This window comes from Glutamicibacter sp. NPDC055354, assembly GCF_053644955.1.
This window is the reverse complement of the sequence record NZ_JBSHMB010000003.1, coordinates 96,213-115,879: the sequence shown is the minus strand read 5'-3', so window position 1 is coordinate 115,879 and position 19,667 is coordinate 96,213. Positions and strand designations below refer to the sequence as shown.

Genomic DNA, 19,667 nt, shown 5'->3' with positions numbered 1-19,667 from the left:
CGACGCAGGAAGGCTGGTGAACGCCATGCTCAGTGCCCAGCAGGGCCAGGATGCGCTCATCGGCCTTTCCCGCGAAGTCCAGCAAACTGGCAGTACCCTGGCCGTGCTGAAGGGCCCGCGCGGCAGCGGCAAGAGCACCATCATCAAGGCGCTGCTAACCCGGTTGGCCAGCCAATCGGTGCAGCTGGTGACCGCCTCGCGCTGGGAAACCGCGCAGCCCGGAGCCGCCTTGGGCCCGTTGCTGCAACGCAGCCACGCAGGCTCGGCCGGGGCGCTGGGCGAGGCCTTGCTGGAATACCTGCGCAGGGAGGCGCCGCAACCCCGTGCGCTGGTGCTGGAAAATGCGCAATGGGTCGATGACCTGAGCTTCCAGGCGCTGCACTACGCCTGGCGCCGCTTGCGCAATGAACCGGTACTCATCGTGCTGGTGATGCGCGACCAGAACCTGGCCAGGCTTTCACCGGAAACCCGGGAATTCCTGGCCGACAGCCAATTGAAGATCCTGCAGCTTCAAGTGCCCGATCCAACGCATGCGCGCGAGATCATCTGCGCCAGGACGGGGATCGACCTGCCGCCCATGGCCGTCGAGCAGCTGGTGGACTACACCGAGGGCAACCTGCAGGTGGTCATCGAGCTGGCCCAGGAGAATCCGGAGCACAGCTGGGAGCAGTTCGACCGCTGGCCGCCTGCCCCTCACGCCCTGTCGTTGCACGTCATCGAGCTATTGGAGGGGTTGGAACCGCGGGCGCGGGCGCTGCTGGAAGCGGCTGCGGTGCTCGGCGCGCAGGCCCGGATCGACAATATCGCCAAGCTGGTGGGCGAGGATGATCCGCTGCTGCCGATCCAGCAGATTCTCGACTCCTCGCTGGCGCAAACCCACGGCCATAGCGGGAAGGTGCGGCTCGGGTTCGAGAACGCATTGACCCAAATGGCTGTCTACCATCAGATCCCGCTGAGCACCCGCATCCGGTTGCATGCTTGCGCCGCGGACATCGTCGAGGACCAGGGGGCCAAGCTGGGCCATCGGGCCGATGCGAGCATCCTGCCCGATGGCCGCTTGTCGATGGAACTGCAAGACTACGCGCGGTCCCAAGGCAAGCGGGGCGAGTGGTCTTCGGCCGCTACCGCGTACTTCAGGGCCATGCACTTGTCCCCGGAACCGATGCGCCGCGACTCCCTGCTGCTCAACGCAGTGGATGCGATTGTCGCCGCCGGCGAGCTGCCGCGGGCGCAAACCTTCGCGCATCAGCTTTCGAGCTTGGAAAGCAGTCCGGAACGGGACGTGCTTTCCGGATACATCTCGATCCTGCAAGGCCGCGCCAACACCGCGCAGCGCTGGCTGTCCAGTGCCTGGCAGAACGCGGTCCAGCATCAGGACAACGATGTGATGGCCGCGATCGCCCAACGCCAAGTCCTCGATTCGCTGTGCCGTTTGAAGGGGCAGAAGATCATTGACTGGGCTGAGCAATCGCTGCGCCTTGCCCAGGTGGGCAGCCCGCTGGCCATTGAGAACGCAGCCATCCAAGGGCTCGGCCTGGCAATGATGGGCCGGGCTGATGAGGGGGAACAGGTCTTGATGGACCTGCTGGCCACCCTTCCGGCGGGAGCACAGCGCCAGCGCGCGGAAATGTCACTGGGCTGGGTCTACCTCGCGACCGATCGCGTGGAGCTAGCCCGGCACGAGCTCTCCGCAGCCAGCTCCACGGACTTCAGCGATGGTTCCCTGCGCATCTCGCTGTGGGCCAAAGCCTGGTCGGCGCGCGCTGAATTCCTCATGGGCGACTGGGGCCAAGCGCTGGAGACGGTTCGATCCGCGCAGTCCCTGCAGGAGCGTTCTGAAATCCAGATCCTGCGTCCGCTGATCCAGCTGACGGCGGTGCAGATTCACGCATTGCGCGGCAATTGGGAGCAGGCGGATCTGCACCTTCGCAAGTCGTGGGCACGCACCGGCAGCTATGCCATTATGGAGATGCCTTACCGGATGGCGCGGGCCGAGATTGCCCGGGCGCAGGCAAACCATGAAGAGGTTGTGCGGACGCTGGAACCATTGCTTCGGCTGGACCGTACGCAGGGCATCGACCAAGCAGGTTTCTGGACCTGGCAGGATACATACGCCATGGCGCTAATCCGTTGCGAACGCCTGGATGAAGCAGAGAAATTCGTACAGCCGTTGCTGGAGAGTGCTCTCGCTTCAGGCCACCAGAGCGGAGCCGCTCGATTCCTGAGCGTGCAAGGCACCTTGCTGGCAGCCCGCGGTGATATCGACGCAGCCCGTTTGGCCTTTGAAGATGCCATCCGCCGTTTGGAAGGCATCGGGTCGGTCTACCACCGGGCAAAAATTGATTTCTACTACGGGCAATGCCTGCGCCGAGCCGGCAAGCGAGCCGAATGCGTTGCGCCGTTGACCCGTGCGCTGGCGATTTTCACGCACTTCGATGCATCCGTGTACATCGACCGCTGCACTCGTGAGCTCCAGGCAAGCGGAACCGGGATGCTGCGCAGGGAGAGTGCTGACTGGTCGACGCTGACGGCGCAGGAACAAGCCGTGGCCAAGCTGGTTTGCGAAGGTGCAAGCAATCGACGTGTCGCTGAAGAGCTGTATATAGGCACCAAGACAGTGCAATACCACCTGACCAAGATCTACACGAAGCTGGCGGTCTCAAACCGTACTGAGCTTGCTGCGCTGGCGCGTTTCGACCTTGAGGGATAGTGCCTTCCGACTGAGAAAAATTTTCATTCCCGAGGGCAGCAAAACCATGCGGAGTTCGAGTTGACCTGCGCGCTGTGACTGTAGATTTTTTTCATTCAGCACGAATCGCTTGAAGCGAACGCGGCCGGGATTCTTGATTCAGGCCGCGGCCAGCATTGCAACCGGACTCAAAGCCGTTGCTCCTACGAAGTATGGGTGGTGTGGTGGTGCTAGTGACTGAAAAAATTTATCACTCGAAATCCAAATCAGGTACTGGCACTAACTGGTTCCGGTTCCGGGCAGGCCCTCATCTTGGCCGAGCCCCAGTACTCGTCGCACTTCGGGGGTCAATTGCACCTCGCAGGCCGCAGCCTCCTGGGGACGTTGAGGACAACGATCGTTGACATGATCAAATTTCTCCACGTTGTCCACGCTCTCGGGAACCGTGATTGACCGCAGCCCGTGCGGAGATACCCACGTCTTGGAGCCATCCGGGCAAGCGAAGACCTTCCAGCCAAGCGCGTGCTTGTACATCTGATGCTGCTTGCACAAGAGATGGGTGTTCTGCCGGGTAGTGTGGCCGCCCTGTCCATACGCTTCGATGTGATCAATTTCCGAACGATCGGGCAGGCGGCGGCAACCAGGGAAACCGCAATGCTGGTCGCGGTAACGCAGCAAATCGCGCAACCCCTGGGAAGGCCGATATTTCTTGGGCTCCACATCAATTGCGGCTCCCGTCCATGGGTCGGTCAGAACGCGCTGGAACGACGGAGCATCCGCGGCGATTTCCAACGCTACGCCGATTGGGATCGGCCCGTAACCTTCCAAATCAGCGAGGGCGCGAGCGGGATTCACGAGCATTTCAATGGCTGGGATCGTGATGGCAACCCGTGGCTTCAGCGGCATGCCTTCCATTCCGGGCCAGCCATGCAGATACACGTCCGCAAGCACATCGGCTTCAACCTGCGTTTGCGTGCGCAGATCCTTGGAATCAGTGATCTGGGCGGCTGCCTGCTTTATCGAGTTGCGAATCGAATGGATGACATCAGCTCGGTGATGCAGCTGCAAGGTAGCCATGCCATTCTCCTCATTCCACACCTTGAGATTACGGGCTGCGAATGCGTTCTTCTGCCGGTTCTCTGCCGAATTGGGATTCATCCGGTCGTGAAAGCGACGGGCCCGCTGGTAGACGGTTTCGTCGCAGGCTGTTCTTGCCAGAGGCAGCAAGTTTTCCTCCATGCGGCCGACCTGCTCCGGGGAAAGGTCTTGCGAGTATTTGACGATGTCGTGGGCGGCCTTAACGGTAATCTCACCTGCAGCGAGCGCGGCAAGGGTGGCTTTGCAGGCGTGACGCAAGCCCTTGGCATGGAACATCCGTTTGCTGACTTTACGGACGGATTCGCGCAATGCGACAGCTGACTCAGCTACGAAATTGGAGTTGATGACCTGCTCGCTGCCACGGTCTATGCCATAGTATTCGGCACTCTTGCTGGCTTCGGCTTCTTCGTCTGGGGTGTGGGCATGCTCGGTGGCAATCAGGTCATTGAAGGACGCGCTGACCTGCTCGACTCCGTCTGCCAGCAAAACGCAGATAGCGGCTTCAACGCTGCTCATCAGGCGTTGGAGTTTCTTCAGGCGTTCCAATGCGCCTCCGGGCCCATCCACGGGGCCCGCATTGAATAGTTCGTCAGCAACCTGCTTGATGGGTCCGAAGAACAACTGGTGCTCGCGATGGGCGTCGAGTGCTGACGCTCTGTGCGACTCCATGCGGGTGCCCGGCGGGCGCAGTGGAAGGCGATGTTCATCGTCGTGATCGTCTAGATATGCGGGAATAGTCATAGTTAACGTTCGCGCAGATTATCGACAGTATCTTCTGGTTCGAAACCAATTGTGGATAAGTTCTAGAAAGTTTATGCGAATGCGATTAAGCGTGATTCCGGCGCGAAAATCGCTAGACCAGGGAAGGTAGTAATGGGTGCCGTGCTAGTTGCTAGTTGCTAGTTGGATGCAGGGGGCGCGGCGGACGGGTGAAGGCAGTTCGGATGCCACGGGCTGCCATGGCTGCGAGTATGGCAAAGGCGAGGACGCTGGCCATGTACAGGGGTGCGTCTAGATCCGCGGCGGCATCGGCGTTCCAATCGGCAAAGGTGTCGCCCACCGAGTTCATATTGGCGAAAGAAGCGAAGAAATAAGCCGGTGCGCCTAAGGCAATGATCAGGCTCCATGCGCCGATAGCCGCCCAGGCGGGCAGCTTGCGTCCGGCGGAAACTACCGGAACGAGCCAGGAGATGGCGAGAGCGGATCCAATGGCTGCGAAGACCCACCCTCCAAGCGAGTCGTAATTCTGGTCCATTGAGGCCATCTCGGAAATGGTTTCATCGAGGGGAAGCCCACTTGCTGCGGTCACGGCCCAATTGTTCATGAGCAGTGAGCCGTAAGCCGCGTAAGCCACGATCATGGCGAACCCGGAGATAGCTAGAAGTTTACGCATGTCAGTAGCCTAACAGTGCGCTAGTCAACTCGGTGGGATAACCAATAAGCGTATGAGCTGGACGTCCGTGCTACGTCCTTGCACGATCAAGCTGTCCTGATGCCAGCTGTCTGTATTCCAGTGCAAGAATCCGTGAAGCAGATGCCCTTAGTCGGTAAGGTGCATTATGTGCCGATCGGGAGCCCAAAGCGATCGCGCGAGCGATACCACCCAGCGCCGCAACGCAGCGCCAACCGTTAGAAGGAGACTAGGGATGATCTTCACCAAAAAAGGCGACGCCGCAGTTCTGGCCAAGCTCAGCACAGCTCCAGCACCCTATCGCGAGATTGCCGAACGGCTTCACGCCATAATCATGCAGAGCGCACCATCGCTGGAGCCGATCGTCCGCTGGGGACTTCCGTTTTACGTCCGGGATGGCAAAGACGTCTGCTACATCAAGCCTGACAAGGACTTCGTAGCTTTCGGTTTTGGAGAAGTCGTGAATCCAGCCTACGAGGAAGGCTCCCACATGCATCCAGTTGCATGGACTATCACCTCGCTGGATTCTGCAACGGAAGACAGGATCCGGGAACTGGTGAAGAAGGCCGCGGGCTGATCCCGAGCAAGCTAGCTGGCCGCCAGATGAACAGTGCGCCCGCTGCAGGCAGCCGCATTGCCTGGAGTCAGTCCGCAAGTGCGCCGAAGGTCCCGTCAGCGCCATTGCTGTCGGGACCTTCGGCTTTGCGTCGGTAGTACTGAGGGCAAAAGCCTAGGCGGCAAGCATCGAGATGCCGTGCTCCTCTTCTGGCATCCATCCGGTCCAGGCCCAGTGGTTCTGGGGTTCACTGGCATCGGCAGCTCGGTGCGCGATGGATTGGGGCTGGAACTTCCCGGCTGGATCGTTCAGTGTTGAAGCATTCATGCTGCACTCCCATTGGATTGGCGGGTGTTCGCCCGTTCGTCGAGGTTCCGGGTACGGCAACGGCGGGGGTCCGGCCAATGCTGCCGGGACCCCCGCCGTGTTGAGGCGCGCTGGGGCTTACTTCACAGGGTCGAGCACGAAGTCGTAGGTGACCTGCTTGCCGTTGCCCGATGCTGCTGGCTGCACGTCGAGCATCAGTTCCGGCTTCACCGCGGTGGCGATGTCGTCGTCGTTGTGCGCATCGCCCGGGAAGTACAGCTGGGCGGTGAGCAGCTCGTGGCCCTCGGCGGAGACCTTCAGGTGCAGGTGCGCTGGGCGCCACGCGTGCCAGCCGGCGGCGGCGATCAGCTGGCCGCAGGCGCCGTCGGTCGGGATCTGGTACGGGGCTGGCTGCATGGTGTTGATCTGGAAGTTGCCTTCCTCGTCAGCAATGAAGGTGCCGCGCAGGTTCCACTCGGGGATGCCAGGGGCAAACTGCGAGTAGAACCCCTCTTCGTCTGCGTGCCACAGCTCGATCTTGGCGTTCTTCAGCGCCGAGCCGTCGGTGGAGCGAACCTGGCCCTGGAAGAGCAGGTTGGTGCCCTTCTCGTCCTCGCGCATCGAGATGGTGGCAGGGGTGTTCTGCGAAGGCGCTTCGGGCACGTAGTAAGGGCCTTCGATCGAGCCCTTGTTGCCTTCACGGTGGTCGGTGGCGACCTCTTCCACCGAGTGCTCCAGCCACACGTCCAGGAACAATGGCCATTCGCCGTCGTCGCCAACCTTGATCAACCATGCCTTCAGGGCATTGAACTCGTCGTAGCTCACGCGCTCTTCGAGGATGATGTCGTTGGCGGCCTTGACGAGCTTGGAAGCAAGCATGTTCACGCGCTCGGTGGAGGTCGCGATGCTGCCGAGCTTGCCGGAGTTGCGGAAGCTGTCGGTGGCGGCGTTGCCGGACTTGGCTGCAGTTGCGTCTGCTGGAGTTTCAGTGGTCATGGTGACTCCCCTAAATTATGTGGTGTGGCGGATGCGGATCCATACTGTGACCCCCATCATCCCGGGTGATTGATATTCAATGTAGTGCAGCGTCTATGCCAAGTGAAATACTCATTTGGCGGTCATTGGAACGTTCTGAATATCAATGCTTGTGGGCTGGGACACGGAGGGAATCCGCCGGTCCGGAAAAGTCCTAGGCCAGCGAATTCGGATGCTTGGCCAGCGCGGTGACCTTGATCTTCATGTACGGGTACATCGGGAAGCCGCTGAGGATTTCGTGCAGTTCATCGTTGGATTCGACGTTGTACAGCGAGTGGTTCGCGTACTCGCCGACCACGCGCCAGATGCCCTGCATCTTGCCGCTGCGCTGCAGGCTTGCGGAGTACTCCTTTTCCCGGGCCTGGAAGTCAGCGACCTGCTCATTGGTCAGGTGGTCCGGGAAAACAACGTCCATACGGGCGAGGAACAACATGGGGGATCTCCTTTAGTTCGAGGTGGAAAGCACGTGGTCCTGGCGGTAGCGCGCCAGCTTGGATTCGTCGATGGCGGCACCCACGCCGGGCACGGTGCGCACCGGAATGCGGCCGTTGACGATCTGCAGCGGCTCGGCGAGCAGGTCATCGGACATGTCCAGGAAATTGGACAGTTCGCCGGCGCGGCGGCTGGTGGCTTCGAAGGCCGCGCCGAAGGTCACCGTGGCCAGCGAGCCGACCTGGGTGTCGATCTGGTTGCCCATGGTGACATCCACGCCCAGCCCGGTGCACAGGCCCAGGATTTCGGTGGCTTCGGTGAAGCCCGAGCGGGCGGTCTTGATGCAGATTGCGTTCGCGCCGCCGGAGAGCAGTTCGCGCGAGGCATCGCCCGCGGTGGGCGCGGACTCGTCGGCGACGATCGGGATCGGGGAGCGTTCGACCAGGCGGCGTCGGCTCATCGCTTCCTTGGCATCGCACGGCTCTTCGAGCATGGTCAGGCCAAGGCCCTCGGTCTGGCGCAGCACCTCCATGGACTCGTTCGCGCTCCAGCCGCGGTTGGCGTCCAGGTAGAGCTCCACGTCCTCGCCCAGCCCTTCGCGCAGCACGCGGCAGGCCTCGATGTCCAGGGCGAGCGGGCGGCGGCCGACCTTGAGCTTGAAGGTGGTGATGCCGTACTGCTCGCCGAAGCGCAGGGCCTCGTCGAGCAGCTCCTGGGCGGGCTTGAAGCCGAGCATGTGGCTCACGCGCATCGAGTCGGTGAAGCCGCCGAGCAGCTTGTGCACCGGCGTGCCCAGCGCCTGGCCGATGGCGTCCCAGATGGCGATGTCGATCGCGCCCTTGGCCACCTGGTTGTGGATGGTCCTATCCAGCACCTGGCGGATCTTGGCGCGGTCCATGATTTCCAGGCCGATCAGCTGCGGGGCGAAGACATCCTGCACGATCGCGACGATGGACTTCTGCGTCTCGCCGTAGGTGTACGGGCGCGGCGGGGCGTCGGCGGTGCCGATCACGCCTTCGTCGGTGTGCACGCGGATGAGCACGTGCTCGGCGGTGTGCACCTCGCCGCTGGCAAAGCGCAGCGGGTGGTTGTAGGGGATGGCGTAGGGGATTGTTTCAATCCGCTGGATTCGCATCGGGGTCCAGCCTTTCTAGGGGGTTGAGCAATGTGCAAAGTTCCAGGAAGTTGCGCACCAGCGCAGACTCGTTGCCGGCCTTCCAGGCGATCGCCAGGTCGACGGCCGGTGCGTTGCGCAGCGGCCGGAAGGTGATCCGGTTGCTGTGCGGCAGGTAGTGCGTGGTGGGCAGCAACCCGATGCCCAGGCCCGCGGCGACGAAGGTGAGCAGGGTGGAAGTCTCGCTGGCCACCTGCGCGATCTGCGGGGCGAAGCCCACGCGGCGGCAGGAGTCCATGATGATGTTGTTCACCGCGGAGGATGGCGGGTAGCAGATGAACTTCTCGCCAGCCAGCTGTTCCAGGTCCAGCTCATCGTGGGCGGCGAGCGGGTGGCCCAGCGGCAGCGCCACGGCCAGGTGGTCGCGGTCCAGCAGCATGTAGTCCACCTCGGTGCCGCGCACCGGCGGGCGCAGGATGGCCAGGTCCAGGCGTCCTTCGACCAGTCCCTCGACCATCTGCGGGGTGAGCATTTCGCCCTGCACGTTCAGCTGCAGGCCCGGCATCTGCTGGGAGCTGGCTTCGATGAGCTTGGGCATGATGCGCGAGGTGGCGCTGCCGGTGGAACCCAGTCGCAGCACGCCCAGCGCGCCTTGGCCCACGGTGCGCACATCGCGGGAGAGCTGGTCGAGCTCTGCGAGCAGGATGCGTCCGCGGCGCAGCAGCAGCTCGCCGGCGTTGGTCAGTTCCACCTTGCGCGTGGTGCGGATCAGCAGCTGGGTATCCAGGGTCTCTTCGAGCTGCTTGATCTGCTGGGAGAGCGGGGGCTGCGCGATATGCAGGCGCGCCGCTGCGCGGCCGAAATGGCGTTCTTCGGCGACGGCGACAAAGTAGCGAAGTAGTCTCGTGTCCATGGTGCTCCGATCGTCGGACCGCGCGTCGAATGCGCAGAAGACGCTTGCTGGCAACTCTAACGCGGCGGTCCAAGAGGGTGAAATACTTATTCTGGGTCGATTGAGAGTCTACAAGTATGAATGACTGGGCCGCACTGTATTCAACGATTGATTTCCAGGGTTGAATTATGCCGGGAGGCACTAGGCTGCCACGGGCCCCATGTTGCCCCATGCCGCCACTTGGCCACCGGCGCGGCTCCTTCCTGGCGCTTGGCAGCGGGACAGCTCGCGGCTAGGGTGTGAATGTGACGCTGGGCACATGTTTCGTGTCCCCGCCAATTCCGACGAGGCGATCCATGAAGGGGTACGCAGATGAAGGCTTATGCCCAGGGCGAGAGCGGACCGCAGCTGATCGAAGAGACGATCGGAGCGAACTTCGAACGCACCACTGCCCGCTTCGGGCCGGCAGAAGCACTGGTCGAAGCGGCCAGCGGACGGCGTTGGTCATGGAGTGAACTGGATGCGCAGATCAACTCCCTGGCCAAGGGCCTTCTGGCAGCCGGCCTGGAGGCGGGAGACCGGGTGGGCATCTGGGCACCTAACTGCGCGGAATGGGTATTCGCGCAGTACGCCACCGCGAAGATCGGCGTCATCCTGGTCAATGTCAATCCTGCCTACCGCACCCACGAATACGCCTACGCGGTCAACCACTCCGGGGTGCGCCTGCTGCTGGCGGTCTCCGAATTCAAGACCAGCAACTACCGTTCGATGGTGGAGGCGACCCGCGCCGACACCCCGAGCCTCGAACGCGTGGTCTACGTGGACACCGGGGACTTCGCCCAATTGCTGGGCGAGGGCGAGCAGGTCAGCGACGAGGAGCTGGCCCGGCATCTGGCGGCCACCAAGCCCGGGGACCCGATCAACATCCAGTACACCTCGGGCACCACCGGCTACCCCAAGGGCGCGGTGCTCAGCCACCGCAACATCCTGAATAACGGCTACCAGGTCACCGGCATGATCGATCTGGACGAGCATGACCGGCTGTGCATCCCGGTACCGTTCTACCACTGCTTCGGCATGGTGATGGGCAACCTGGGCTGCACCTCCCGGGGCGCGACCATCGTCATCCCGGCCCCGGGCTTCGACGCCGAAACCACGCTGCGGGTGGTGGCGGAGGAGAAATGCACGGGCCTGTACGGGGTGCCCACGATGTTCATCGCCATGCAGAACCTCTCCAATTTCAAGGACTACGACCTTTCGTCGCTGCGCACCGGCATCATGGCCGGATCCATCTGCCCGGTCGAGGTGATGCGCCGCTGCATCGACGAGATGGGCATGGACGGGGTGTCCATCGCCTACGGCATGACCGAGACCTCGCCGGTCTCCTGCCAGACCCGCAGCGACGACGATATCGAGCGCCGCACCTCCACCATCGGCCGGGTGCACCCGCATGTGGAAATCAAGGTGGTGGACCCGGTGAGCGGCGAAACCCTGCAGCGCGGGGAAACCGGCGAATACTGCACCCGCGGCTACTCGGTGATGCTCGGCTACTGGAACGACGAAGACAAGACCCGGGCGGCCATCGACGACGAAGGCTGGATGCACACCGGCGACTTGGCGGTGATGCGCGAGGACGGGTACTGCACCATCGTGGGCCGCATCAAGGACATGGTGATCCGTGGCGGGGAGAACATCTACCCGGCGGAAATCGAGGAATTCCTCTACAAGCATCCGGATATCGAGGACGTGCAGGTGGTCGGGGTGCCCGATGAGAAGTACGGCGAGGCGATCTGCGCCTGCATCCGCCTGAGGGACGGCCGCGAACCCCTGGACGTTGCGGCCATCGGCGAATATTGCACCGGGCATCTGGCGCATTACAAGATCCCCGCCTACGTGCAGATCCTGCAGGATTTCCCGACCACCGTCACCGGGAAGATCCGCAAGAACCAGCTGCGCGAGGATGCGGCGAAAGTGCTCGAACTGTAGCCAAATGCCACCAGGCAGGGCGCAAGGCACAGCGTTGCTTTGGGTGGAGGTGACCTTGGACATAAATACTGCGTCGATGATTTTTCCGACTGCTAGTTTTCCAAGTAGCTTGCCTTGGGCAAGCCTGGCATGATTTGCTGATCCAGATCAGGTCCAGGCCAGGGGTGCCAAGGAATCCGAACGTGAATGGGGCGCGTACTTGCAGAAACATTTCAGCCGCTTAGTGGGCATCGCTGTCATTTTGATCGTCGTTCTCGCGGCCTCGCTCTTGGCCTGGGCGTTGAGCATGGGCGGGAAGCCTGCGCTGATGTGGAACCCGATCGAGGTCCATATCGGAAAACTCTGGACTACTTTCTACAGCACCGAGCTGCCGGATCTGTCCATTCTCGCTTTCGCCGTTGCCGCAGCAGTGATCCTGGTGCTGCTGGTGGTCCTGGGCGAACGCTTTGTCACCTGGCGCTATCGCCGGACGCCGATCCAGAAATCGAGCCGGCCGCTGGCGCCCAAGGCGGTGATGGCCCGGACGCGGGGCATCTACGCCGGGCCGGTCACCGTGACCGTGCTGATCCCGGCGCACAATGAAGAAGCCTCCCTGCCGTACACCCTGAAAGCACTGGAAGAGCAGAGCTTTGCTCCCTCGCGCATCATCGTGGTTGCCGATAACTGCACCGACCGGACCGTGCAAGTTGCCCGCGAGCACGGGGTCGAGGTGTTCGAATCGGTGGAGAACAAGCACAAGAAGGGCGGCGCGCTGAACCAGGCGCTGCACGCCATCCTGCCCGGGATGGGCGATAACGACTGCGTCATGGTGATGGATGCCGACAGCCAGATCGGCGCGGACTTCCTGGCAACCGCCAGGGACCGCTTCACCTGGGACCGCGCGCTGATGTCCGTGGGCGGGCTGTTCCACGGAGAAGAGGGCCATGGGCTGATCGGCCAGTTCCAGCGCAATGAGTACACCCGCTACCAACGCGAAATCGGCCGTCGCGACGGCCGGGTCTTCGTGCTGACCGGAACGGCCTCGGTGTTCCGCGCGACGGCCCTGCGCGAAGTGGCTGCGGCACGCGGGAGCATGCTGCCGGGCACCTTCGGCGAGGTCTACGACACGGCGGCTCTGACCGAAGACAACGAACTGACCATTGCGCTCAAAACCCTCGGCGCGCTGACCACATCGCCGCAGGACTGCACGGTGGTCACCGAGCTGATGCCCAACTGGAAGATGCTGTGGGCGCAGCGGCTGCGCTGGCAGCGCGGCGCCTTGGAGAATCTGGGCGCGTACGGAGTCACCCCGCAGACCTCGCGGTACTGGGCCCAGCAGATCGGCATCGGCTACGGCGTGATCGCGCTGTTCAGCTATTTCGCGCTGATGATCATCATGCTGGTCTCCATGGACACCTGGGTGTGGTTCCCCTTCTGGATGCTGCTTGGAGCGCTCTTCGCTGTCGAGCGCGTGGTTACGGTCTGGCACGGCGGCTGGAAAGCCAGGATCATCGCCGCGCTGGTGATTCCGGAATTGGTCTATGACGCCTTCCTGGACCTTGCGTTCCTCAAGGGCGTAGGGGATATCGCGTTTGCCCGGAGCGCGGATTGGAAGCACGTCGACCACGCGGGCGCCGCACGGAAGGAAAACATCTCATGATGAATCACATCGTCCAGATTCCACATGGGATCATTCTTCCCGAAAGCGTTCTGCTCAGTGATTGGTTCGCCGTGCTCGCTTCATTCGTCGCGATCAACACCGTGCTCTATCTGGTTCTGGGACTGGCCAAGCTGCTGCCGGTGATCCGGATCCGCAGTTCGCGGGGACGGGAACGGCGCTCAGAAACCCGGAATATCGATCCCGAGGCGTCCGTGTAGCTCATGCATCGCAGCTGGCAAGCCCGCAAGCTCTATGCCCGGGCTGAAATAGAAGCCCTGCGCATAGTCGAAGTCCAGCTTCCGGGCCAGATCCAGATGTTCCCCGGTTTCGATCCCCTCGACCAGAGTCCTGGCACCGATCTCGCGGGCAGCGGCCAGCAGGATGCCAACGTGTTCGCGAGCCTGCGTCGATGCCAGGTAGTGGAGGAAAAGCGACCGGTCCAGCTTCACGATGTGCGGCTTCAGCCGGAGGATGCGCCCCCGCGTTGCGTAGCCGATGCCGGCATCGTCAACCAGCAGCAGGCAGCCGAGCTCATCTGCATGGATGCGGGCCGCATCGCAAACTTCCGGCGCGGACTGCTCGTGCAGTTCCAGGCCCCAGAGCAGCCGGGGATCCAGTGCCGGCTCTGCGTGCGCGAACGCCCTGATCGCTGGACCCGAAGCATTCATGGTGAGCAGCAGCCCCTCGGGCAGGCCTTGGCTGGATTCGACGATGCGCTCCAGGGCGCGAAGCTCCAGTTCAACCAGGGTGCCTTCGGCGCGGGCTGCGGAGAAATGCTCGTCAGGGCTGCGCCCGTCGCTGAAGCGCGCCAGTGCCTCGAAACCCAGCAGCGTTGTGGAACGCAGGTTGATCAGTGGCTGGAATACGAACTTCATGGACTACCTAACCTGGCGGTATGGGCTGGCAACTTGATTGCTGATTAGGCTGTTGCTACGAATGAGATCTTACCGCGCCACTGGCCGGGATCACGCGGTTAAGATGAATTTAAGAGAAAGCGGGTGATGGCATGCCGAGGACAATGGACCGGCGGTCAAACGACGATGGAATTTGGTGGAGCCGGTTCCTTCCAGCCAGGCTCCGCCGCATCAAGCGATTGGAAGTGGCTGTCACCGGGATGGTGGCAGTTTTCCTGCTGCTTTTCTATGTGGTCAACCTGGGCAATGATTTCAGCTCTCCGCTCTTCCAGAAGCTGGCGGTAGCCAGGGTTGCCGGGGCGCTGGGGCTGGTGATCGCCGTGTGGTGGATGCTGGATCGTTTTCCGTTGTGGATCGCCTATCTCGGGGCCTTGGCCGAACTCTCGGCCTTCGTGGTCTTCGTGGGTTTTTCGGTCAACCATGAGCAGATCGTGTTCAGGCTCCAGGAATTTCCGCTCATCGCACTGTACATGTCGTGGCTCTTTCCACCGGCTATCACCCGGTGGACCATTTACCCGATCATGGCTTTCACGATTCCCTACTCGGTGTTCTTCGGCCCTGCTGCAGGCACCGAGCACCAAAGCGGGTTGTTGAACGTGCTGAGCTTGGTGTTCTTCACCGTCGCCGGGATATTTGTCGGCCTCTACGTCAAGCGCCGGTTCCGCCAGCAAACCCAGATCGACGCATTGACCGGGGCCTTGAACCGCGTCGGGCTGGCCGTGCGCGGCGATGCCGCCTTGCTCTCCTCCCGGAAATACCGCAGGCCCCTGGCTGTGGCGCTGCTGGACCTGGACAGATTCAAGGAGATCAACGACCAAGGCGGCCACGAAGCCGGGGATCTTGCCTTGAAGCAACTGGTGCGGCATTTGCGCAGTGCCACTCGGGCAGGGGACCTGGTCAGCCGCTTGGGCGGCGATGAATTCGTGCTGGTCTTCCCAAATACGACCCGTGGCCAGGCTCAGGTGCTGATGGAGCGCATCGAGTGTTCATCGCCGCTGGCGTGGAGCTTCGGAACGGCAGAAGCCCGCACGGATGACAACTTGAGCACGATGATTCTCCGGGCCGACCGGGACATGTACTCCTCCAAGCGCCTGCGGACGGCCGAACGCGGGAAGAGCGCGGAGGGAAACTGAGCTCCGTGCCCTAGTCCAGCTTCCCGCCCAGGCGGTCCTGCATCTTCTGGCTGGCCTCGTTCAGGCCGCGGATTTCCACGGTTTTCCCGTAGTTCTGGTACTTGGCGCGGATCGAATCCAGGGCGGCGATGGTCGAGGCGTCCCACAGGTGCGAATCGGACATGTCGATGATGACCTTCTCGGGGTCCTGCGCGTAGTCGAACTGGGTGTACAGGTCATTCGAGGAGGCGAAGAACAGTTCGCCGTTGACCTTGTACACGGCGGCATCCGGGGTTGAGCTGCGATCCACGGTGACCATATGCGCCACGCGATTGGCGAAAAGCACCATCGCCGAGAGGATGCCCGCCCCCACGCCGATGGCCAGGTTGCTGGTGATCACGGTGAGCGCCACGGTGATGGCCATGACGAAGGTTTCGCTCTTGGGCATCATCTTCAGCGTGCTCGGTCGGATGGAATGCCAGTCGAAGGTGGTCGCCGAAACCACGATCATCACCGCCACCAGGGCCGCCATCGGAATCTGCGCGACAATGTCGCCGAGCAGCACCGCCAGCAGCAGCATGAAGACGCCGGCGAAGGCGGTGGAAATGCGGGTGCGCCCGCCGGAGACCTTCACACCCACCATGGTCTGGCCGATCATCGCGCAGCCGCAGATGCCGCCGAAGAAGCCGGTGACGATATTCGCTGTGCCCTGTGCCCAGGACTCGCGGGTCTTGCTTGACGGGGTATCGGTGATGTCATCGACCAGCTTGGCGGTCAGCAGCGATTCGAGCAGCCCCACGAAGGCCACCGCGATCGCGTAGGGCGCGATGATCTGCAGGGTCTCCAGGTCCAGCGGCACCCCGGGCAGGTGGAAGATCGGCAGCGAATCAGGCAGTTCGCCCTTGTCGCCCACGGTCGGAACGGCGACCTTGGCAAAGATGGTGATCGCGGTGAGCACCACGATGGCGATCAGCGGAGCCGGAACCGCCTTGGTGATCTTCGGGAAGAAGCAGACGATGGCCACGCCCAGGATCACCAGCGGGTAGACCATCCACGGGACATTGCGCAGCTCGGGCATCTGCGCCCAGAAAATCGAGATGGCCAGGCCGTTGACGAAGCCGATCATCACCTGGCGCGGGATGAAGCGCAGCAGCTTGGCCACGCCCAGCAGGGCCAGTGATACCTGGATGATGCCGGCCAGGACCACCGTGGCGAAGAGGTATTCCACCCCGTGGGTGCGCACCAGCGGTGCGACCACCAGAGCCACCGCGCCGGCAGCTGCCGAAATCATCGCCGGGCGCCCGCCGGTGATCGCGATGACCACCGACATCGTGAAGGACGCGAAGATGCCCACGCGCGGGTCGACTCCGGCGATCACGGTGAAGGCGATGACCTCGGGGATCAGTGCCAGGGAGACTACCAGGCCGGCGAGCAGCTCTGTCTTGAGCAATCGCGGGGACTTCAGGGTGCGCAGCACCGACTGTCGTTGCAGGGGCGTCAGTTCAGCGGTCGCGGTACTCACCGGGGCTCCGTTTCGTCAGATGTCCCAGGGAAGGGAAATTGGGAACCCGTCTACGTTATCGCACCTATGCCCGATTGGGCTCAGGGCTGCAGATCGGACGCAGGCGCTGACCGTCATTCGGGAGGTACGCGCTCGCCGGTTGGGAGAATGAACAGATTGCTCAACAGTCAGAGCCCAGGCCTGGTACTCTCCACGAGGTCTTTACTGAGAAAGCACCGTTTCCTGCCAAATTACGCTGCGGAGCCAATCAATCCACGGTGGGTTGTGGTTACGACTACTGAATGTTCCTATCGACGAGATTTCCATTCCGCTGTCGAAGTTTCGTGGTGACGAGCGGTGCATGCTCGAATCCACATGGAGGAAGGTCGGTACTTTGTTCGCACGGATTTCATCAGTGCTGCGCGGTCCTGCGAATAGTTACTTTGGTGCCGGTGAGGGGTGAATATCAAAACTGCCATCACAACCCTGCTGTGGGTCTAAGTCGGAGAAATTGAAGCGCACGGTAGGCACAGCCGACTTATTTAACTGCTGAACCAGATCGTATGGCCTCCATCGGCATGCCACATGACCGGAGGCCAAATGCAGTGTCTGAATCACCATATTGAATTGTAGGCTCGATGGCTCGTCTGCTGGTCTGACAGTCGGTTGCATGAGCAATGCTGAAAATTTCAGCGATGTTCGGTACGGGTCAACCTGTCTCCTTTGGTGCGGCCATCATCACGCTGAGAAGCCACGCCTGGTTTGCCCCCTTTTCACGTTCGGCAACTTCACATACTGGCGTAAGGAACTGGATGCTTATCACAAAAGCTCGCCGACACCGCGAAGGTTTATTTCACCGAGGCTGACTCTGTGCAGATATTGACCCGGTGCTTCTTGCTCAGCGGTGTCCCGACTGCAATATAGGCCTGTAGGCTGTGGGGACTCCATGATTCCGAAGATTGGATTCCCATCGCCATCCTCGTCGTACGGCAATAAAGTAGTATGCGTGAGATACAGAATGCCGCCCCCTGTCAGTTCCATGCCTTCAGTATTCCGGACCTTCCGAGCTTCCCAGCTGACTTGAGTTTCTGGGTACTTTTCCTGAATCTCATAGCATTCACGCTCACTGGCCACGATCGCAATTATTGGCTCTATGTGTTCTAGATCTGGAAACGGGCTGGGTTGTTTACCGTAGACAACGAAAACCATCAGTTCCTCTGAATATTTCGATCTAAGACGATTCTTGATTTTTGTCAGGATATTGCTTAGAGGCGGCATCGAACCCCCTTCTGCACAGGAGCATAAGCATCAGCATAGTAAGTCTTGCCATTGTAGACAATTGTTCCGAGGGTGCGACCTGACCAAGTGGTCGTTTTTGCAGATTTACATGTCAGCGCGTGATTTGTCTGCTGGAAGACAGTCGGGTAGTAGGTGCCATTATGTTTACCAGCTTTTATCTTTTGGGCTGGCTGGCCAATCGCGCGACCACCCTTGACCCACCACGCAAACCGCTTAAAACGTGCCTGGGAAGAATGGTGGATCGCAGTGACTTTCTTGGTGCAATAGGTAGTGGATTTGAAGCCACCCGTCTCGTACTTCCCGGATTTTCTGGTGTGAAAACCTTCGGCCACGATCTTGCAAGGCCCATAGTTAACCTTTGCCATGGTCCCCACGTTGAATCCCGCTTGACGCAGTTCATCCATCATGTTCATTTTGGCTACTGCTTCGGCAGGTGATGCCGCTTCAATGTAGTTGGATTCTGCAGAGGTCTTTTCGGAGAAAAAATCTTTCGTTGAAAGGGCGTATTCCGAGGACTGCTGCAACGTGTAGGTTTCGCCAACCGGAGTTTCAACAGCTTGCGCCGTCCCTGGCGATACAGTCACCAAAGACAATGCAAGGGGTAATGCGACAAAGGAAAATTTCATCATTATGGCTTAAGTTGAATATTAAACATTTAGATATGAATGGGACGTTTTTATTATCGATAGTAGTGCAACCGATTTTCGAGAATCTACCATTGGTCCAAGTCCGCACATGGAATTTAGGTTCCACGGCCGCGGGGTGCGGTTATTAGGAACTTTGGCCATTCTGATACCCCTGGTAGCCCTGATCGCAACTCTCCTTCCATGCCGTAATCATGATGCCCAAATTCTCCTTCGCACGGTCGATGCCGTTGGTTACGAGATCTTGGGCCGCGCCTTCGTATTTCTCGATGGTTAGACATAAGGTTCTGCTTACAAGGAGCCCATAACCGTCAGCCGGAGCTGCGATATAGGAGTCAAGCGAAATTAATAGTCACAATTCAGTCACTCCGGATGTTTTTAAGCCCGACGTTAATGCATATAGGACAGGCTCGACGTAGCCCCTCAGCCGACCGATTCATATCGGGGTCACTAAATCAGGTCGCAGATGGCACCTAGATCGTAAGACTTGTGGACGGACCAGGCTGTTGCCGAGGACCGCGGATAAAAGTATCGAGAAATTCAGGACATGATAGCCCCGGGGGGCGAATCGGGGTTAGATTCACGAACGACTTTCAATGCCAAAATGTATACCCTTTTCGATATGTCCATCCATGAAAGCGTGTGTGAGCGGAGCCAAAAGTTGCAGGTGAGCGAGCTGCGATCGACCGGAACAAGTGTTTGCCGAACGGGGGGGTATCGTCATGGTAAGTAGTGCCTCCGAGGTGGAACAAGGGCAAGGCGTTATTGAGGCCAGAGGGCGGGTCGTTGATCCAATCTGTTCAATAAAGGGCGAGTAGCTCTGTAGGGCAACTCACTTAAAGTGGGCACCCAACTACCCGACTATCCGCCGGCCGGTTAAAATCGTAACCCCGGCGAATTGCTTTGCCGGGGTTACTCGATCATCACTCGCACCTTCATGAGGTATTTACCACTGTAGGGTGCAAAGCTATGCCGGCGCTGAGCGCCAACTGCAGGTTTGGGGAATTGCTTCAACTCCATGAGGGCGGGCCGCAGGGCC

17 protein-coding genes are annotated in these 19,667 nt (G+C 60.8%); 6 read left to right on the top strand and 11 right to left on the bottom strand.

The features are described 5' to 3' along the window. Nucleotides 1-25 precede the first annotated feature (25 nt). Nucleotides 26-2,710 (top strand): LuxR C-terminal-related transcriptional regulator, encoded by a 2,685-nt coding sequence (locus tag ACWICV_RS13830; protein WP_454091274.1) that lies wholly within the window; start codon nucleotides 26-28, stop codon nucleotides 2,708-2,710. A 258-nt stretch (nucleotides 2,711-2,968) separates the two neighbouring features. Here the strand turns inward: ACWICV_RS13830 and ACWICV_RS13825 are convergent, their stop codons facing one another. Together ACWICV_RS13825 and ACWICV_RS13820 are read right to left on the bottom strand one after the other, a co-directional pair. Further along, nucleotides 2,969-4,528: a DUF222 domain-containing protein gene (locus ACWICV_RS13825; RefSeq protein ID WP_454091214.1), complete on the bottom strand. Its 1,560-nt coding sequence runs from the start codon at nucleotides 4,526-4,528 to the stop codon at nucleotides 2,969-2,971. 151 nt (nucleotides 4,529-4,679) lie between these two features. Next, nucleotides 4,680-5,180 (bottom strand): hypothetical protein, encoded by a 501-nt coding sequence (locus ACWICV_RS13820; RefSeq protein ID WP_400289832.1) that lies wholly within the window; start codon nucleotides 5,178-5,180, stop codon nucleotides 4,680-4,682. Nucleotides 5,181-5,433: 253 nt separating this feature from the next. On the opposite strand from ACWICV_RS13820, the gene ACWICV_RS13815 reads away from it, so the two are divergent. Beyond that, complete coding sequence (locus tag ACWICV_RS13815) at nucleotides 5,434-5,775, top strand: DUF1801 domain-containing protein (protein WP_402471853.1); 342 nt, start codon at nucleotides 5,434-5,436, stop codon at nucleotides 5,773-5,775. A 153-nt stretch (nucleotides 5,776-5,928) separates the two neighbouring features. On the opposite strand, the gene ACWICV_RS13810 is transcribed toward ACWICV_RS13815, so the two are convergent. The 5 genes from ACWICV_RS13810 to ACWICV_RS13790 form a co-directional block, all read right to left on the bottom strand. Then, nucleotides 5,929-6,081 carry a hypothetical protein gene (locus tag ACWICV_RS13810; RefSeq protein ID WP_332594567.1) on the bottom strand — a complete coding sequence of 51 codons (153 nt, stop codon included), beginning with the start codon at nucleotides 6,079-6,081 and terminating at the stop codon, nucleotides 5,929-5,931. Nucleotides 6,082-6,198: 117 nt separating this feature from the next. Then, nucleotides 6,199-7,056, bottom strand: a complete 858-nt coding sequence (gene catA, locus ACWICV_RS13805) for a catechol 1,2-dioxygenase (RefSeq protein WP_388024814.1) — start codon at nucleotides 7,054-7,056, stop codon at nucleotides 6,199-6,201. A 193-nt stretch (nucleotides 7,057-7,249) separates the two neighbouring features. Beyond that, entirely contained in the window at nucleotides 7,250-7,528 is a 279-nt protein-coding gene (gene catC, locus ACWICV_RS13800) for a muconolactone Delta-isomerase (protein ID WP_105656482.1), read from the bottom strand. 12 nt (nucleotides 7,529-7,540) lie between these two features. Then, complete coding sequence (locus ACWICV_RS13795; protein WP_400289838.1) at nucleotides 7,541-8,662, bottom strand: enolase C-terminal domain-like protein; 1,122 nt, start codon at nucleotides 8,660-8,662, stop codon at nucleotides 7,541-7,543. Then, complete coding sequence (locus ACWICV_RS13790) at nucleotides 8,643-9,554, bottom strand: LysR substrate-binding domain-containing protein (RefSeq protein WP_400289840.1); 912 nt, start codon at nucleotides 9,552-9,554, stop codon at nucleotides 8,643-8,645. Before ACWICV_RS13790 ends, ACWICV_RS13795 begins: the two co-directional genes overlap by 20 nt. A gap of 351 nt (nucleotides 9,555-9,905) precedes the next feature. On the opposite strand from ACWICV_RS13790, the gene ACWICV_RS13785 reads away from it, so the two are divergent. The 3 genes from ACWICV_RS13785 to ACWICV_RS13775 all read left to right on the top strand — a co-directional run bounded on the left by ACWICV_RS13785 (nucleotide 9,906) and on the right by ACWICV_RS13775 (nucleotide 13,376). Next, complete coding sequence (locus ACWICV_RS13785) at nucleotides 9,906-11,519, top strand: AMP-binding protein (RefSeq protein WP_454091215.1); 1,614 nt, start codon at nucleotides 9,906-9,908, stop codon at nucleotides 11,517-11,519. A 223-nt stretch (nucleotides 11,520-11,742) separates the two neighbouring features. Continuing rightward, nucleotides 11,743-13,158 carry a glycosyltransferase family 2 protein gene (locus tag ACWICV_RS13780; protein ID WP_454091216.1) on the top strand — a complete coding sequence of 472 codons (1,416 nt, stop codon included), beginning with the start codon at nucleotides 11,743-11,745 and terminating at the stop codon, nucleotides 13,156-13,158. Then, the gene (locus ACWICV_RS13775) at nucleotides 13,155-13,376 is read left to right on the top strand and encodes a hypothetical protein (RefSeq protein WP_454091217.1); all 222 of its coding nucleotides are present in this window, start codon (nucleotides 13,155-13,157) and stop codon (nucleotides 13,374-13,376) included. Before ACWICV_RS13780 ends, ACWICV_RS13775 begins: the two co-directional genes overlap by 4 nt. Here the strand turns inward: ACWICV_RS13775 and ACWICV_RS13770 are convergent. Next, nucleotides 13,338-14,033: an EAL domain-containing protein gene (locus ACWICV_RS13770; RefSeq protein ID WP_454091218.1), complete on the bottom strand. Its 696-nt coding sequence runs from the start codon at nucleotides 14,031-14,033 to the stop codon at nucleotides 13,338-13,340. The two genes, ACWICV_RS13775 and ACWICV_RS13770, sit on opposite strands and share 39 nt — an antisense overlap. Before the next feature lie 224 nt (nucleotides 14,034-14,257). Here ACWICV_RS13770 and ACWICV_RS13765 point away from each other — a divergent pair, with 224 nt between their 5' ends. Then, nucleotides 14,258-15,205: a GGDEF domain-containing protein gene (locus ACWICV_RS13765; protein WP_454133055.1), complete on the top strand. Its 948-nt coding sequence runs from the start codon at nucleotides 14,258-14,260 to the stop codon at nucleotides 15,203-15,205. Nucleotides 15,206-15,215: 10 nt separating this feature from the next. On the opposite strand, the gene ACWICV_RS13760 is transcribed toward ACWICV_RS13765, so the two are convergent. The 3 genes from ACWICV_RS13760 to ACWICV_RS13750 form a co-directional block, all read right to left on the bottom strand. Further along, a complete protein-coding gene (locus tag ACWICV_RS13760; protein ID WP_454091220.1) occupies nucleotides 15,216-16,706 on the bottom strand; it encodes a SulP family inorganic anion transporter in 1,491 nt (496 codons plus the stop codon). 798 nt (nucleotides 16,707-17,504) lie between these two features. After that, the gene (locus ACWICV_RS13755) at nucleotides 17,505-17,963 is read right to left on the bottom strand and encodes a hypothetical protein (protein WP_454091221.1); all 459 of its coding nucleotides are present in this window, start codon (nucleotides 17,961-17,963) and stop codon (nucleotides 17,505-17,507) included. Beyond that, a complete protein-coding gene (locus ACWICV_RS13750) occupies nucleotides 17,951-18,613 on the bottom strand; it encodes a hypothetical protein (RefSeq protein ID WP_454091222.1) in 663 nt (220 codons plus the stop codon). The genes ACWICV_RS13755 and ACWICV_RS13750 overlap by 13 nt, the downstream gene beginning before the upstream one ends. Between the last annotated feature and the right edge of the window lie 1,054 nt (nucleotides 18,614-19,667).